Source organism: Demequina sp. (assembly GCF_047975725.1).
In the GTDB taxonomy this organism is placed as follows: Bacteria; Actinomycetota; Actinomycetes; order Actinomycetales; family Demequinaceae; genus Demequina.
This window is the reverse complement of sequence record NZ_JBKEED010000009.1, coordinates 24628-39514: the sequence shown is the minus strand read 5'-3', so window position 1 is coordinate 39514 and position 14887 is coordinate 24628. Positions and strand designations below refer to the sequence as shown.

15 protein-coding genes are annotated in these 14887 nt (G+C 67.3%); 7 read left to right on the top strand and 8 right to left on the bottom strand.

The annotated features are described in order from the left end of the window. Positions 1-203, top strand: a 203-nt coding sequence (locus ACK5NO_RS02025; protein ID WP_416810999.1) for a hypothetical protein, incomplete at its 5' end; no start/stop codon positions are given. Positions 204-683: 480 nt separating this feature from the next. Continuing rightward, positions 684-1088: a DUF2218 domain-containing protein gene (locus ACK5NO_RS02020; RefSeq protein ID WP_416810998.1), complete on the top strand. Its 405-nt coding sequence runs from the start codon at positions 684-686 to the stop codon at positions 1086-1088. Positions 1089-1164: 76 nt separating this feature from the next. On the opposite strand, the gene ACK5NO_RS02015 is transcribed toward ACK5NO_RS02020, so the two are convergent. Beyond that, complete coding sequence (locus tag ACK5NO_RS02015; RefSeq protein ID WP_416810997.1) at positions 1165-2622, bottom strand: MATE family efflux transporter; 1458 nt, start codon at positions 2620-2622, stop codon at positions 1165-1167. A gap of 132 nt (positions 2623-2754) precedes the next feature. Between ACK5NO_RS02015 and ACK5NO_RS02010 the strand changes: the two genes are divergently transcribed. Next, complete coding sequence (locus ACK5NO_RS02010) at positions 2755-4047, top strand: flavin-containing monooxygenase (protein ID WP_416810996.1); 1293 nt, start codon at positions 2755-2757, stop codon at positions 4045-4047. Continuing rightward, positions 4044-4922 carry an SDR family NAD(P)-dependent oxidoreductase gene (locus ACK5NO_RS02005; RefSeq protein ID WP_416810995.1) on the top strand — a complete coding sequence of 293 codons (879 nt, stop codon included), beginning with the start codon at positions 4044-4046 and terminating at the stop codon, positions 4920-4922. Before ACK5NO_RS02010 ends, ACK5NO_RS02005 begins: the two co-directional genes overlap by 4 nt. Positions 4923-5025: 103 nt before the next feature. On the opposite strand, the gene ACK5NO_RS02000 is transcribed toward ACK5NO_RS02005, so the two are convergent. Further along, complete coding sequence (locus tag ACK5NO_RS02000; RefSeq protein WP_416810994.1) at positions 5026-6060, bottom strand: 5'-nucleotidase; 1035 nt, start codon at positions 6058-6060, stop codon at positions 5026-5028. Between ACK5NO_RS02000 and ACK5NO_RS01995 the strand changes: the two genes are divergently transcribed. Next, positions 6059-6277, top strand: a complete 219-nt coding sequence (locus tag ACK5NO_RS01995) for a hypothetical protein (protein WP_416810993.1) — start codon at positions 6059-6061, stop codon at positions 6275-6277. The two genes, ACK5NO_RS02000 and ACK5NO_RS01995, sit on opposite strands and share 2 nt — an antisense overlap. A 15-nt stretch (positions 6278-6292) precedes the next feature. Further along, positions 6293-7675 carry an MFS transporter gene (locus ACK5NO_RS01990; protein ID WP_416810992.1) on the top strand — a complete coding sequence of 461 codons (1383 nt, stop codon included), beginning with the start codon at positions 6293-6295 and terminating at the stop codon, positions 7673-7675. A 256-nt stretch (positions 7676-7931) separates the two neighbouring features. Here ACK5NO_RS01990 and ACK5NO_RS01985 read toward each other — a convergent pair whose 3' ends face one another. From ACK5NO_RS01985 to ACK5NO_RS01960, 6 genes are read right to left on the bottom strand one after another with little or no spacing between them, the layout of a single operon-like run. Continuing rightward, the gene (locus ACK5NO_RS01985) at positions 7932-8351 is read right to left on the bottom strand and encodes a ribonuclease E inhibitor RraB (protein ID WP_416810991.1); all 420 of its coding nucleotides are present in this window, start codon (positions 8349-8351) and stop codon (positions 7932-7934) included. 58 nt (positions 8352-8409) lie between these two features. Further along, a complete protein-coding gene (locus tag ACK5NO_RS01980) occupies positions 8410-8907 on the bottom strand; it encodes an RrF2 family transcriptional regulator (protein WP_416810990.1) in 498 nt (165 codons plus the stop codon). A 4-nt stretch (positions 8908-8911) separates the two neighbouring features. Continuing rightward, complete coding sequence (locus ACK5NO_RS01975) at positions 8912-9919, bottom strand: sulfate/molybdate ABC transporter ATP-binding protein (RefSeq protein WP_416810989.1); 1008 nt, start codon at positions 9917-9919, stop codon at positions 8912-8914. Further along, the gene (locus tag ACK5NO_RS01970; protein WP_416810988.1) at positions 9916-10806 is read right to left on the bottom strand and encodes a sulfate ABC transporter permease subunit; all 891 of its coding nucleotides are present in this window, start codon (positions 10804-10806) and stop codon (positions 9916-9918) included. The genes ACK5NO_RS01975 and ACK5NO_RS01970 overlap by 4 nt, the downstream gene beginning before the upstream one ends. Next, the gene (gene cysT / locus ACK5NO_RS01965; protein WP_416810987.1) at positions 10799-11638 is read right to left on the bottom strand and encodes a sulfate ABC transporter permease subunit CysT; all 840 of its coding nucleotides are present in this window, start codon (positions 11636-11638) and stop codon (positions 10799-10801) included. Before cysT ends, ACK5NO_RS01970 begins: the two co-directional genes overlap by 8 nt. Then, on the bottom strand, positions 11635-12702 hold the full coding sequence (locus ACK5NO_RS01960; protein WP_416810986.1) for a sulfate ABC transporter substrate-binding protein: 1068 nt from the start codon (positions 12700-12702) through the stop codon (positions 11635-11637). Before ACK5NO_RS01960 ends, cysT begins: the two co-directional genes overlap by 4 nt. A gap of 391 nt (positions 12703-13093) precedes the next feature. Here ACK5NO_RS01960 and ACK5NO_RS01955 point away from each other — a divergent pair, with 391 nt between their 5' ends. Next, positions 13094-14827: an alpha/beta hydrolase gene (locus ACK5NO_RS01955; RefSeq protein WP_416810985.1), complete on the top strand. Its 1734-nt coding sequence runs from the start codon at positions 13094-13096 to the stop codon at positions 14825-14827. The last annotated feature ends 60 nt before the right edge of the window (positions 14828-14887 follow it).

Sequence of the window (14887 nt, the reverse complement as noted above, 5' to 3'; positions counted from 1 at the left end):
CCATAAATGATTATCAGCAAACCAGCCCCGAAAGGCCGTTTCACATACACTACGAAGTAGCCTCCAAAGAGGCCGTTCAATCTCCAGCTTCGAACAAAATGTCACTGACATTTCGTTGTCAACCAAAGGAATCCTGCATCCCAACGACATTCATCGCTGTGACGCCGGAGATTTTTGGCATCGACTATGTGGCACACTGTTGAGTTCTCAAGGTTCGGACGCGCACCTCACTCAACCCTTCCGGGCCTCGTTTGGGGCAACCCTTCTAACTTACTCTTTCGTTTTCCCCTTGTCAAATCGACCTCGTGGCCGTCTGAGACGCGGTTCAACTCGCCGAGTGAGTTGTGATCCTTCGAGTGGTGCGGGACACTAGGTCCGCCGCTTCCATCGGATCGATGTGGCTGCTGGGGGCTTAACCGGGGGGCCTTGTTCAGTCCTCCGCCTGGCGTTTGCCCTGCGCAACGAGGTGAAACATTACGCAGGGTTGGCACCCAGGTCAAATCGACCGCATCTCGGGCGTGTCGCACCTATCGTGCCTGGTAAACAACCCAGAGGGGCGCGCGCGGGTGCCCCCCAACGCGCAAGCGCCCAGAAACTTCCTCAAAAAAGTTCTGCCGCCGTGCGTGGCAATGAGTGCCCGCGCCCTGAGGCGCCGTCGCGCATCTCCCTAGACTGACGCCACTATGACTACCGAGAACCCGGCTCCCGCCCTCTCCATCACTGGCCGGGCACGTACAGAGCGCGCCGCTCGCTTTGCCAAGCAGCTCGCCTCGCACCTGGGCAACACCCTGCCGATCGTGAGCGATGGCCCCGTGCACCGCGTCGAGTACAAGGGAGTGGTCGGCACGGTGACCGAGACCGACACCTCGCTCGAGTTGTCGATCATCGCTCCTGCGGCTCCCTTGCTCTTTGGCGCCATGAGAACGCTCGAGCGGCACCTGGTGAGGTTCGGGGAGCGCGAAGGCGTCACGGTCGAATGGGACGATCCCGCCACCGATGCCGCCTACCGCAGCGCGATCGCCGCACAGGCGCAACAGCAGGCACAGGAGCAGGCGCCTGGGCAGGCGCAGGAACACGACCAGCACTAGACCACCATCTCCACAGGCCACGAGGGGCGGGGATCGCTGTATGCGATCCCCGCCCCTCGTGTGTCAAGCAGTGAATTCAGACGTGGGCCGGCGCCAAGTCTTCGTCGTCGCGCTCCTCAGCCGGCGCATCGGCCGGGCGAGAATGCTCGGCGGCCTCGGCGTCTTCGTCAACGGACGGGCGGCGCTCCCAGGTGCCGCCGAGCCAGCGCCACGTCATGAGCGTGGCCTTGACTGCTTCGCCTGCGACGAGGGCCCAGAACGCTCCCGGCACGCCCAGATCGAGCGAGACGACGAAGAGCCACGACAGCGGCAGCATCACCACAGCGGTCGAGGCGATGGACAGCACCATGGGCACCACCACGTCACCCGCGGAGCGCAGCGCACCGAAGATCACGCCCGAGATGGCCGACAGCGGCAGTAGCAGTACCGAGATCAGCAGTGCCGTCTTGGCCATCGCGATCACCTCGTCGCCCGGAGCGAAGATCGCGAGCGCAGGTTCAGCGAAGTACCACAGCACCGCAGCAAGCAGCCCGGCCGCGAGTGCCGTCCCGAGCGCCGTGCGCACCGTCCGCAGGCGAGCGGCCGTGCGCGAGTGCTCGCCCACATCCCACCCCACCAGGGTCTCGTTGCCCTGGACGAGCGCGAGGATCACGCCGGTCACCAGCGCGGTCAGCGTCAGTGCGTAGGAGCGCGCGTTGATGGCGTCGGTGCCCAAGGTGTTGATGAAGCTCACCGCGACAATGACGGCGACGTTGAACAGACCGTTCTCCACGACAGTGGGCAGCGACAGTCGGGCCTGACGCCAGTGGCTGATCGCGCCGTCGTCAGCGCGGCGCGGGCCCAGCTTGGTGAAGACCCCCACACCGGTCTGGCGCTTGATGAACCACATGAGCAGGAGCACACCCACACCGCGGATCAGCAGCGACGGGATGGCGGCACCCACCGCGCCCAAGTCGAGGATGAAGATGCACACAAACAGCAAGGGCAGGTCCAGCAGGTTCACCACCACGCCGAGCACCAGGATCAGCGCCGTGCGTCCATAGGCGCGCAGCACCGCCGTCGCCGTCACGATGAAGGCGTTGAACACCATCGCGAACGCGGCGACCCACAGGTACGCATTGGCGTCGTCGACGATGTCGGCGGGCGTATTGATCCAGCCCACGATGACCGGCCCCATCGCCGCGGTGAACATTCCGACGATCAGCCCCAACGCCAAAGTCGCCCGCAGCGTCATCACCACCGCGCGCCGTGCACGGTCCTCAGAGCCAGCGCCGAGCAGCTGTGCAATCACGACCAGCGCACCGATGGCAAACAACACGGACACGTCGTACAGCACGCCCAGAATCTGGTTGGCGGTCGCGATCGCCGCGTTCAGGTCCGCGTCCGCCTGGGACAGGATCACGGTGTTACCCAGCGTGGCGAGCAGCGTGAGCACCGTCACCCCCAGCAAGGGCCAGGTCAGTCGCATCAGGCCGATGCGCTTGAAGGGTCGAGCGACGGCCGTCGCCGTGGTGTCGGGGACTGTTTCGGACATGGGTTGAGCCTTTCGTGCGCCATCGTTCGGGCGCCACACTAGCGCAACGGACATGTGACGAAAATGCGTTGTCGCAGCGTTGCCATACGATGGCGCCACTCTCAACGTCGAGATACTCAAGAAAGAGGACTCATGGCCGAGCCCACCCCGGACACGCTGGTCATTGGTGCAGGGCCTGCGGGCCTGGCCGCCGCGCGCGCCCTGCGCGAACGGCACCTCCCCTATACCCACGTCGAGCGGCACTCCTCCGTGGGCGGGCTGTGGGACATCGACAACCCCGGTTCGCCCATGTACGAGTCGGCGCACTTCATCTCTTCTCGCACGCTCAGCGGCTTCACGGGCTTCCCCATGCCAGAGCACTACCCCGACTACCCCCACCACACGCAGATCCTTGAGTACCTGCGAGCCTTCGCGGAGCACTACCACCTCACCGAGCGCATCGGCTTTGAGCGAGCGGTCGCGGGCATCGAGCGTGAGGACGGCGGCACATTCGTCGCCACCTATGCAGACGGCACCACCTCGCGCCACGCCCAGGTGATCGCCGCGACTGGCGTGCAGTGGGAGCCCAACGTGGTGGAGATCCCCGGATATACGGGCGAGGTGCGCCACTCGGTGACGTACCGGTCGGCCGACGAGTTCAAGGGCAGGCGCGTCATGATTGTGGGCGCGGGCAACTCGGGTTGCGACATCGCATGCGATGCCGCCGCCTGGGCCGACCGCGCCGTCATCTCGCTGCGCCGCGGCTACTGGTTCATCCCCAAGCACATCTTTGGCCAGCCGGTCGACGTGTTCGCCGAGAACGGCCCCGCCATGCCGATGCGCGTCGAACAGGCCGTGTTCGCTCGGTTGCTGCGCCTGATCAATGGCGACGTCACGCGACTTGGTTTGCCTGCCCCCGACCACAAGCTCTTCGAGACGCACCCGATTCTCAACGACCAGTTGCTGCACCACCTGCGCCACGGGGACGTGACCGCCCGCCCGGCCATCGCATCGGCCTTGGGCACCACGGTCACGTTCACGGATGGCTCGACAGAAGACGTCGACCTGATCCTGCTGGCCACGGGCTACCGCCACACCGTGCCCTACGCGCAGGAGCTCTACGGCGATGAGCAGCACCCCGACATGTATCTGACGGCCTTCGCGCGCACGCCCGGGGTGTACGGCATCGGCTTCGTGGAGACCAACTCCGGTGCGTACGGCCTCATGGAGAAGCTCGCCGCGATGGTGGCCTCGCACATTCGCGACCGAGAACACCGCCCCGAGCAATGGGATCGCTTTGAGCGTCACATCGCGACGGATCGGCCCGACCTGTCCGGAGCGATCCGGTTCGTCGACTCCCCCCGGCATCAGGGCTACGTGGATTCGCACGCCATCTCGCGCTACCTGGTCGCGGTGTCGCGTCGCATGGGTTGGGAGCTGCCGTGAGACGGCGGTCGTGGGCGGGAAACGGCCAGGTGGTGCTCATCACGGGTGGCGGGGGCGGCATCGGCAGCGCCTTCGCACGTCAGGTGGCCGCACGCGGCGCCACCGTGGTACTCGCGGACTTGCGCCCGGAGGCGGCCGATGCGGTGGTCGCCTCCCTCCCCGGCCGCGGGCACGCGGTGGTCACCGGGGATCTCACCCAGCGCGCTGAAGTCGAGCGGATCCTCGCCGAGGTCGCCTCCCTTCACGGGCGGGTCGACGTGCTGGTCAACTGCATGGGCATGACGAGCGCGGAGCGGTTCGACGAGCGCTCCGTCGAGTCCATCGACCTCGAGCTCACGGTCAATCTGCACGCGCCGCTCATGATGACGCGGCTCGCGCTGGACCTGCTGCGCGCCTCACGCGATCCGCGCGTGATCTCAGTTGTGTCGCTCGGCGCGATTTTCCCGCTGGGCGAGACGCCCATCTACACGGCGTCCAAGTACGGGCTGCGCGGCGCGATGCTGTCGATCGCGCTCGATCTTGCACCCAAGGGCATCACAGTGTCGTCGGTGATGCCCTCGGCCACCGACACCAGGATGCTGCGCCAAGAGGCGCTCGACGGCGGCAACGCGTTCCAGTTCCAGGATCCGCCGCAGACCCCCGAGCATGTGGCGCAATGCATGGTGGGCCTGCTCGACCGTCCCCGACTCGAGGCCTACCCCAAGCCGTCCGAGTCGTGGCTCGTGCGGGCGGCGCTTCTCGCACCCAACCTGCTGCCGCGCATCATGCCGCTGTTCCGCGGCAAGGGCGAGCGTGGTCAGGCGCGGTACATCGCGCAGTTGCGGCGGCAAGGCCTGGTGCGCGACGACGGCGGCGTGCTGGTGCTCAACGAGTGAGGCCTCATCCCCGCCTGAGCGCCCCAGCAGGACGTGGTGGTCGGTTTTCGAGGATCGCGTGCATCCTGGAAGGCACCCAGGTCCGCGGGCGCCGATGCGCCCGTCAGATTTCGATGCCTGCCGCCTGGGCGAGGGTCTCGTTGGCCACCCCGTAGGGCACGTGTACTCCCGCGACGTGGCCCAGGGCGCCAGACAGGTGGCCGTGCTGGTCGTCGAAGAAGAGGTGCGGCCGCAGCACACCGAGCACGGTGGCCTTCTCGATGCCGCCCAGGAAGAACGCGTCGTTGATGGTCACGCCCCACGAGCGCAGCGATTGCACGGCGCGCTCGTGGGCCGGCGCCGCGCGCGCGGTCACGAGTGCGATCCGCAGGCGCGGCTCGTAGCCGGGGTCCACCGCCTGTAGGTCTTGCTCAATGCGCTGGATCCGGTTGAGATCCTCGAGCAGCGGCTTGAGCAACCCGGGCGCGTGAGCCACATGTCGCTTGGCGACCTCGTTGGCCACAAAACCGTCGAGCCCGTCGGTTTGGAAGACCCGCTCGGATTCGTCGGTCGCCAGCACCGCATCGAAGTCGAAGGCGATCCGTAGCCCAGTGTCGTTGGCCTCGTACACGGCCGACGACGGCAACACATGCCCGGCGGGATGGCCCGCTGCCACGGCGGTCAGCACATCGTCCTGGTTTTGGGTGAGGAACAGACTCATGCCCAGCGCCGGGATGTACTCGAGAGGCGAGCGGCCCTGCGTGAAGAACGCGCGCGTCACCGGCAGCCCATGGTGCTCGACGGAGCGCATCACCCGCAGCCCCGTCGAGGCGTCGTTGCGCGACAGCACGATGACCTCCACGAGCGGGTCCAGCGGGCGCAGGTCGTTGAGTTCGAGCAGGCGCGCGATGAACGGCATCGCTGGTCCGGGGGCCAGGGGCACATCCACGTGTTCGTCCTGGTAGCGCGCATACGCCCCCTCGCCGTGCGCACGGAAATAGGCGTCGGAGTCGGTGAGGTCGAACAGCGCGCTCGAGGCGACGCCCACCACCAGTCGATCGGACAGGTCATAGGCGGGCAAAGAGACCTCCACAAGGGCGTCGAACGGGGCGGATTCGAGCCTATCCTGCGCGCCCGGGCCGCCATAGTATGGAGGCATGACTCTGCACATCGACAACCCCGCGACTGAGGCGGCCGTGCGTCAACTCGCGACGCGGCTTGGCGCCGACGAGGCTTCCGTCATCGACGCCTTGGTGCTCGATGCGTACGAGGCTCTCGAGGCGGCAGGCTCTTACGCGGAACGCCGCAACGCGCGGGTGCGCCTGAGCATCTTGTCGGATCGCATCAACGCGGCCCGCCCGGCGCCCATCGCGTAGGCATCGCGGTCCCCCATGCCGGCCGCCACTCGCGAGGAACGCTTGATCCTGTGGATCGCGATCATCGCGAGTTTTGTCGCGTTTCTTGATGGCACCGTCGTCAACGTCGCCCTGCCCGCGATCGTCGACGATCTGGGCGGCGGCCTGACCACCCAACAGTGGACGGTCGACGCCTACCTGCTCACACTCGGCGCCTTCATTCTGGTCGCGGGTTCCATCTCCGACTCATTCGGCCGCATTCGCGTGCTGCGCTGGGGCCTCGTGGGCTTCGCGGTCACGTCGCTGCTGATCGCCGCGGCTCCCACGGCGCCCATCCTCATCGTCGCGCGCTTGCTCCAAGGCATCGCTGGCGCTCTCCTCGTCCCGAGCTCGCTCGCCCTCATCACCTCGACGTTCCGCGGCGCGGCGCAGGCCAGGGCCATCGGCACCTGGACCGGCATCACGAGCGCGGCCATGGTGGTGGGGCCGCTCATCGGCGGGTTGCTGGTGGACCTCGCGACATGGCGCCTGGCCTTCTTCATCAACGTGGTGCCCATCGGCGCGGCGCTCTGGCTCCTCACCCGCCTGTCCACGCGCGACGTGCGCACGCCCGATGCGCGGGTCGACTTCGTGGGCGCCGCCCTGTGCGTCGTCGGGCTGGGCGGGATCGTCCTCGCGCTCATCGAGCAGCCGAACCTTGGCTGGACCTCGCCCCTCGTGTGGGCGTGCGGGCTGGTCGGCGCGATCGCCTTCGCGGCGTTCGTCTGGCGCCAGACCCGCACCGCGGCGCCCATGCTCCCCCTGAGCCTCTTCTCCGTGCGCAACTTCGCGTGGGGCAACCTCGCGACGTGGCTGATCTATGGGGCCCTGTCCCTCAATGGCTTCGCAATCGCCGTCTACCTCCAGGAACACGCGGGCGTGACCGCGACGGCGGCCGGGCTCGCGACGGTGCCCGTCACCATCATCCTCATGCTCGGCTCGTCCGCAGTGGGAACGTGGGCGGGACGGCTCGGTCCCCGCCTGTTCATGACGCTCGGCCCGCTCACGATGGCGCTCGGCGCGGCCCTGATGATGCTCGTGCAGGCCGAGTTCAACTATTGGTGGCAGCTACTGCCAGGAGTGATGGTGTTCGGCGTGGGCCTCACGCTGACGGTCTCGCCCTTGACGTCGGCCATCCTTGGCTCGATCGAGCCGGCCCGCGCCGGTGTCGCCTCCGCGACCAACAACGCCGTGTCGCGCGTCGCGGGCCTCATCGCGATCGCCGGCATCGCAGCCATCGTGGGCGGCGAGCTCGACCTCGCTGGCTTCCATCGCGCCATGGCCGCGACGGCGCTCGCGATGGCCGCCGGCGGGCTGGTCTCGTGGATCGGCATTCGCAACGCACCGGCCACGACGGCCGATGCGCACTCACCTGTCTAGGTCACTCGCGGTCCCGCATCACTCACCGGGGTGCAAGAATCGTGCGCATGTGCTCCCCGATCTCATGCTCTGACTGCGGCAAGACCACGTGGACGGGCTGCGGCCTCCACATCGACGAGGCCCTCGCGGGCGTCGCCGAGGGCGACCGCTGCGCCTGCGCAACGTCCTAGCGACAGCCAACAACCGCGTCGGCCCTCCCCGTCCCCACCCCTTCACGAGCCAAATGGATCCATTTGACGGGGAATGGGGGCGAGGGTTAGTCGTCGAAGAGGAACTCGATGCCCCAGGCCGACTTCTCCTCGACCGTGTACTTCGCGACCCAGCCTTCGTAGGTGCCGGAGTGTTCGGCCGCCAGGCGTTCGGCGAGGTCGACGGTGTCGCGCAAGAAGTCAGGCACCAGTGGCTGCGAGCGGCCGTGAATCACCACAGACCATTCGTCAACCCCGTGGCTGGGCTCGACCAGTTCGCCGCGCACCTGCATCACGCGTAGCTCCTTAGCGGCGGAGCGTGCGCGCTTCTCATCAGTGAACGTGATCGAGAACTCGGAGTCACGAGCGTCTTCCAGCACTCCCCCGCGCTCCGAGAACACACTCAGTTGGCGGGCGTCGTCGGCCCACAGTCCGTACGGTTCGACGCGCTTGCGCCGGCCGGCGGAAAGGCGGTCGAGAAATCCCATGGGGACACGCTAACGGCTCGCGGGTACCGCCAAGCGCGCGATAAGTCCCAATTGGGTATCAAGTAGTCGCGGCGGGACGCAGCGTCGGAGTCTGCGGCCCGGTGCGCGGCTCCCAGGCCGAGTCCGCAGCAAACAAGCGGCGGATTTCCTCGGGGAACTGACCGGTGACGAGTTGGTCGATGGTGACCTCGTCGAACACCGAGCGCACGGCAGCCCGCGCCGCCACCCACACCTCTTGCATGTGTTCAAGACCCGCGGGGTAGGTCACCTCGTCGGGCCGCAGCCCGTGCACGTCAGCCAACGGTCCGTCGACGGCGCGCAGCACCTCGCCCACCGTGATGGTGTCGGGGCTGCGCCGCAACGCGTACCCCCCTTCGACACCACGGAACGAGCTGACGAGCGCCGCGCGCTTGAGGTCCGCGAAGGCGGACTCGAGGAACTTGCGCGGCATGTCGAAACGCTCGGCGAGCGCCGCCGCCGTCATCCGCTCCGGATGGGCCGATGCGAGGCCCGCCATCGCGCGGACGGCGTAATCTCCCTTGGCGGACACGTGCATGGCCTCACCCTACCGAGACCAGCCTGCCTGCCCGCCTCGCCGCTCCCTGCGCGACGCGGACCCACACTCGGTCCCCCGGGGTGAGCCCGAGCGCCCTGAGCTCGCTGCGAGTAAGCGTCGCGAGCGTGGTCTCGGCAACGTCGGCCCCCGCTCCCGACGGACCCACACCATCGATGTCGAGATGAACCCGCACGTCATTGCCCACGCGTTGCACGCTACGCACCCGCGCCTCGGTCGCGTCACGCACCCCCAGGCCCAGGAGTTCGAGGTCATGGGGACGCACGAGCGCACCGTGGAACGTGGTCACCGGACCCAGGAAGGACATGACGAAGTCGTTGGCGGGCGCGTCATAGAGGTCATCGGGACTCCCCGACTGCTCGACCTTGCCCTCGTTGATCACGACAATCTCGTCCGCGACCTCGAGCGCCTCTTCCTGGTCATGGGTGACGAAGACCGTCGTGACGGGCACCTCGTCGTGCAGGCGACGCAGCCACTCACGCAGTTCTTTGCGCACCTTGGCATCAAGGGCCCCGAATGGCTCGTCGAGCAGCAGCACGCTGGGTTCGACCGCGAGCGCTCTGGCGAGGGCCATGCGCTGGCGCTGGCCACCCGACAGTTGGGACGGGAGCCGGTCGGCAAACTGCTCGAGGTGCACCAGGCGCAGCAGCTCGTCGACACGCGCTTGCACCTCGTCGCGAGGGCGCTTGCGAATCTCGAGTCCAAACGCGACGTTGCGCGCCACGCTCATGTGAGTGAAGGCCGCGTAATGCTGAAACACGAACCCGACGCCGCGCTGTTGCGCAGGCAGGGTCGTGGCGTCCACACCTTCGATGGTCACGGTGCCGTGGTCGGGCTCCTCGAGGCCAGCGATGACGCGCAGCAACGTGGACTTGCCGCCGCCGCTGGGCCCGAGCAGCGCCGTCAGGCTGCCCGTGGGGATCGACACCGACACGTCGTCGAGCGCTTTGAACTCGCCAAACCACGTGTGGATCCCGCTGATGTCGATGCTCATGAGTACCTCCTGGCCTGACGGTCGCGCAGGATGGCGACCGCGATGATGACGACGATGGACACGGAAGCCAGGGCTGCCGAGATGACAAATGCCTGTTCGGTGCGGAAGTCGAAGTAGGACTCCTCGACCACGAGCGTGGCGGTCTGCGTGCGGCCAATGAGGTTGCCCGAGACGATTTTCACCGCGCCAAACTCTCCGATGGCGCGCGCCAGGCACAGCACCACGCCGTAGGTGACGCCCCACTTGATCGCTGGCAAGGTGATGCGGCGAAACGTGGTCACGGCGCCAGCACCGAGCGAGCGGGCCGCCTGCTCCTGTTCGATGCCGAGTTCCTCGAGCACGGGCACTACCTCGCGGATCACGAGCGGCAAGGAGATGAACGCGGTGGCGAGCACGATGGCCGGCGTCGAGAACAGCACCTGGATTCCGCTGGCCTCCAGAGGCACGCCGAGCCAGCCGTCGCGCTGGTTGTATACGAGCACCATCGACAGGCCCACCACCACCGGGGACACCGACAGCGGCACGTCGATCAGGGCGCTCAGGGAGCGCTTGCCAGGGAAACGGTGCCGCACCAGGAGCATCGCGATCCCCACACCAAACACCGCGTTGAGCGCCACCGCCCACACCGTCGCGATGCCCGTCAGCCGCAGGGCATTGAGGACCAAGGGGTCGGTGAACGTCTCCACCACGGCGCCCCACCCGGCGGCGATCACCGAGGTGAACACCAGGGACACCGGCCACACCACCAACAGCCCGACGTACACCACAGCGATCACCCGTAGCGTGAGGGCAGTTGGCTTGAGGCGGCGCCGTGGCGAGGGCCGTACGCCGGCCCCACGCGCATCGGCCGGGCTAGGAGGGGCGGCGATAACGACGGTCTCAGACATGCCGCACCACCCGGCGCTGCAGAAGATCGAAGGCCACGATCACCACGAGCGCGACCGCGAGCAGCACCGTCGCGACCACCGAGGCCGCGGCGAGGTCGCCGTTTTCGACGTAGGTCAAAATCCGCACGCTGGTCACCTCGGTGCGCTGTGCGAGGTTGCCAGAGATCAAGACGAGCGAGCCGTACTCCGACACCGCTCGCGCAAACGACAGCGCGGCTCCCGCCGCGATCGCAGGCATGAGGGCGGGCAGCACAATGCGCCGGAAGGTGGTGAGGGCCGATGCGCCCAGCGAGTGGGCGGCCTGCTCCACCTCCCGATCGAGTTCCATGAGCACCGGCTGCACCGTGCGGACGACGAAGGGCAGGGTGACGAAAGCGAAGGCGAGGAACACGGCCGTGCGGGTGTTGGCGACGTCGACTCCGATGGGGCTCGACGGGCCATACAGGGCCAGCAGCACCAGGCCCGCGACAATCGTAGGCAACGCGAAGGGCACGTCGATGACCACCTCGAGGATGGCCTTGCCGCGGAACCTGTCTCGCACCAGCACCCACGCGATGATGGTCCCGACCACCACGTTGACGAGGGTCACCAGCAGCGCCTGGCCGAGCGTCAGCGCGATGGCCGCAGCGGTTTGGGGATGGGTGAGGGTGGTGACGAACCCGCTCCAGCCGCCTGCCACCGCCGTCGCGACCACCGCCGCGAGCGGCAGCAGCACGAGCAGGCTGAACCACAGCACTGCCACTCCCAGGCCAAGGCCCGATGGACGTGTCAGGGTGGTGCGACGCGTGGGGCGGCGAGTGGCCGCCCCACGCGCGCTGAGGACGGAGGTCACGAGGACTTGCCCGCCTCCGAGAGGATCGTGGTGATGATCCCCTCCTCGGTGTCGAAGAACTCCGGACCGGCCTGGTCCCAGCCACCGAAGTCATCGATGGTGAACAGGTTGCCGGGCACGGGGAATGGACCAGTCGGATCGTTGGCCCCTTCGACCTCTCCGACGTCGACACCGTCGACCACGGGCCTAAAGCCCAACTTCGAGAACTCTGCCTGGGCGTCAGGCGTGAACAGGTAGTCCAGCCACACCTGTGCCTTGGGGTCGGCGTCGATGAGCACCGCGCCCGGGTTGTCGATGCGCAGCGTCGTGTCCGGCAGGACGTAGTCCAGCGGCTCGCCACTTTGGCGGGCCAGGATGGTCTCGTTTTCGTAGCTGAGCAGCACGTCACCCGTACCGGCGAGGAAGGCCGTGGTGGCGTCCCTCCCGCTGCCGGGAAGCGCGACGATGTTCTGGGCGAGAGCACTGGTGAACTCGTGAGCCTGATCGTTGCCGCCCTGCTCGAGACCGTAGGCCCACGCCGCGAGCAGGTTCCAGCGAGCGGAGCCCGAGGAGCCCGGGTTGGGCGTCACGATCTCGACGTCCTCGCGAATCAGGTCGTCCCAGTCCTCGATGCCCTTGGGGTTGCCCTCCCGCACCGCGAACACCACCACCGAGCTCGACACGATGCCCCCGGTGGGGCCGTCGTTCCAGGTGTCCGCCACCAGGCCGGCGTCGACGAGCCTGGTGACGTCGCCCTCGAGCGAGAAGTGCACGTAGTCCGCCTCGAGCCCCGCCTCGACCGCACGACTTTGATCACCAGAGGCACCGTAGGTCTCCACCCACGTCACCCCTGCGCCGTCCTCGGTCTCGCCCCAGGCCTGCTGGATCGCGTTGTTGGCCGCCTTGGGCACCGCGAACGCGACCAGGTTGAGTTCTGTGGGCTCGACGTCCTGGGAGTCCTGCGTGCCTTGCACCTCCTGCGTGGCGGAGTCGGCGTCCGCGGGATCGTCGGAAGACGCGCACGCTGCGAGCCCCGTCACCGCCGCCGCGACCATCGTCACGCTTACCCATCGTGCTGCCTTCATCTCCATCCTCCTCATTCACGGGCGCGCCGGCCGACTCGGCTTCGCCTTGTTCTCTAATTCCTATCGGCTAGATAGACATTAGGGGTATTGAGGAGTGCGCGTCAAGGAGTGTGTCGAGAATGAGTGGCCGAGCGGCGCGGGGGGCGCTATCGGCGGCCCTTCGAGGTGCGACCGCAGCCCGGGAAGCAATGAGGCCCTCGGCGAGCCGGAGGTGTCCCGTCCTCCGGCCCTGCCGAGGGCCATCGGGAACGACTTTACGGGCACAGAAGTCATAATCGCAACACCTTTGTAGCGATATTCCCGCGGAGTTCTCCGACTGCGGTCCCGATGGGCACCCACCCGCTCGCGATACGCTCAGGCCAGAGGGATTCCACCCGAGCGAGGAGGGCGGTTGACCGCGACAACCTGGGAACGCGTGCGACGGCGCCTGACCGAGCCGCCCCCGCCACGCGCGCGCCCCCCGCGGATCCTCGAGCCGTCGTTCTCCGCCGTGGGCCTGCTGATCGGCCTGTACTTCTTCGCGATCTCGCTCACTCCGTCACTGCTGCCCCGCGAGGGCTACCTCCAAGGCCTCGCCTCGGGCGTAGCCATGATGCTCGGCTACGGGCTCGGTGCCACCCTGTTTGGACTGTGGAAGTTCTTGCGAGTCCCCACCGCCACCGGGCGAGTGCGCATGGTGCTCGTGGTGGCCTCCCTTGCTCTGATCACCTTCCAAGCCGTGGTCGCGATCTGGGCGTACGTGGGCTGGCAGAACGACATTCGACTGACGTTCGGCATGGAGCCACAGTCGCCGCTGGTGTGGCCCGTGATCGTCGCGGTGGCGGCGCTCACGAGTGCCACCATCCTCATCGTCGCGCGCTCCATCCGAGCGATCTTTCACTGGGGCGACGGCTTGCTCGCCCGCTGGCTACCGCATCGGCTCTCCATCGCACTGTCAACGGTGATCCTGGTCGCCGTGCTGTGGTGGGTGCTCTCCGGCGCCTTCGTGAACGCCTTCTTCACCACCTCCAACTGGATCTTCTCCGGCCGCGACTTGCAGGACAAACCCGGGGTGACCCAACCCTCGAGCGAGCTGCGCTCCGGGTCGCCCGAGTCCGCAGTCGACTTCGACTCCCTGGGACGGCAGGGCCGGTCGTTCGTGAGCTCCGGACCATCGGCCGAGGAGATCGATACGGTCACAGGCGCAGACGCCATGGAGCCTATCCGCGTCTATGTGGGCCTGCGCTCAGCGGACACGCTCCACGAGCGCGCCGACCTACTGCTCGCCGAGCTCCAGCGCACGGGAGCCTTCGAGCGCGAGGTGCTCGTCCTCGTCACCACCACCGGCACGGGCCTGGTTCACCCGCACGGAGTCGAACCTCTCGAGTACCTCTGGAACGGCAACACTGCTGTCGCGGGCCTCCAGTACTCCTACCTACCCAGTTGGATCTCCCTGCTCGCGGACCAAGCGGAAGTTGAGGAGGCCAGCCGCGTGGCGTTCCGCACCGTTCACGAGTACTGGTCGACCCTGCCTGACAACGAGCGTCCACGTCTGTACCTGTACGGCAATTCGCTCGGCAGCACCGGCGTCGAGGCCGTCCTGTCAAGCGTCGACATTCTCAACGAACCGATCGACGGGGCGCTGCTGGTGGGCCCGCCGTTCCTCAACGAGATGCGCTACGAGATCACGCGAGACCGCGACGCCGGAACGCCCGCATGGCTGCCCACCTTCAACGACGGCACCACGGTCCGCTTTGCCGACGAACGCGGCATCACGCCGGACGAAGGCCGCTGGGGGCCCACGCGGATTCTGTACCTCCAGCACGGCTCTGACCCGGTCGTGTGGTTCAACCAGCAATTGGCATTCGCGGAGCCGGAATGGCTGATCGGCGAGCGCGCGCCCGACGTGTCAGATCACATGAGCTGGTACCCCATCGTGACGCTGTGGCAGGTGCTGCTCGACCTGCCAGCCGCCGGTTCGATTCCAGAAGGATTCGGACACCTGTACTCGTACGGCGCGAATGCGGTGGCCTGGGCCGCCGTCACCGACGCCTCCGAGTGGACCGACGCACAACTGGGCGACCTCGCCGCGACGCTTGAGGCCCGCGAGACGGCCCGCGAGGAAGCCCTGCAACACTCCGACTGACACCAGCGCGCAGGGCCGATGCGGGTTCGAGCGACCGCCACACGTCACCTTGACTCATTT

Coding starts and splice junctions, on each gene's coding strand:
- ACK5NO_RS02010 (WP_416810996.1), top strand. CDS start 2,755: ATGGCCGAGCCCACCCCGGACACGCTGGTCATTGGTGCAGGGCCTGCG.
- ACK5NO_RS01980 (WP_416810990.1), bottom strand. CDS start 8,907: ATGCACGTGTCCGCCAAGGGAGATTACGCCGTCCGCGCGATGGCGGGC.
- ACK5NO_RS01990 (WP_416810992.1), top strand. CDS start 6,293: ATGCCGGCCGCCACTCGCGAGGAACGCTTGATCCTGTGGATCGCGATC.
- ACK5NO_RS02015 (WP_416810997.1), bottom strand. CDS start 2,622: ATGTCCGAAACAGTCCCCGACACCACGGCGACGGCCGTCGCTCGACCC.
- ACK5NO_RS02000 (WP_416810994.1), bottom strand. CDS start 6,060: ATGCCTCCATACTATGGCGGCCCGGGCGCGCAGGATAGGCTCGAATCC.
- ACK5NO_RS01995 (WP_416810993.1), top strand. CDS start 6,059: ATGACTCTGCACATCGACAACCCCGCGACTGAGGCGGCCGTGCGTCAA.
- ACK5NO_RS01960 (WP_416810986.1), bottom strand. CDS start 12,702: ATGAAGGCAGCACGATGGGTAAGCGTGACGATGGTCGCGGCGGCGGTG.
- ACK5NO_RS01975 (WP_416810989.1), bottom strand. CDS start 9,919: ATGAGCATCGACATCAGCGGGATCCACACGTGGTTTGGCGAGTTCAAA.
- ACK5NO_RS01970 (WP_416810988.1), bottom strand. CDS start 10,806: ATGTCTGAGACCGTCGTTATCGCCGCCCCTCCTAGCCCGGCCGATGCG.
- ACK5NO_RS01985 (WP_416810991.1), bottom strand. CDS start 8,351: ATGGGATTTCTCGACCGCCTTTCCGCCGGCCGGCGCAAGCGCGTCGAA.
- ACK5NO_RS02020 (WP_416810998.1), top strand. CDS start 684: ATGACTACCGAGAACCCGGCTCCCGCCCTCTCCATCACTGGCCGGGCA.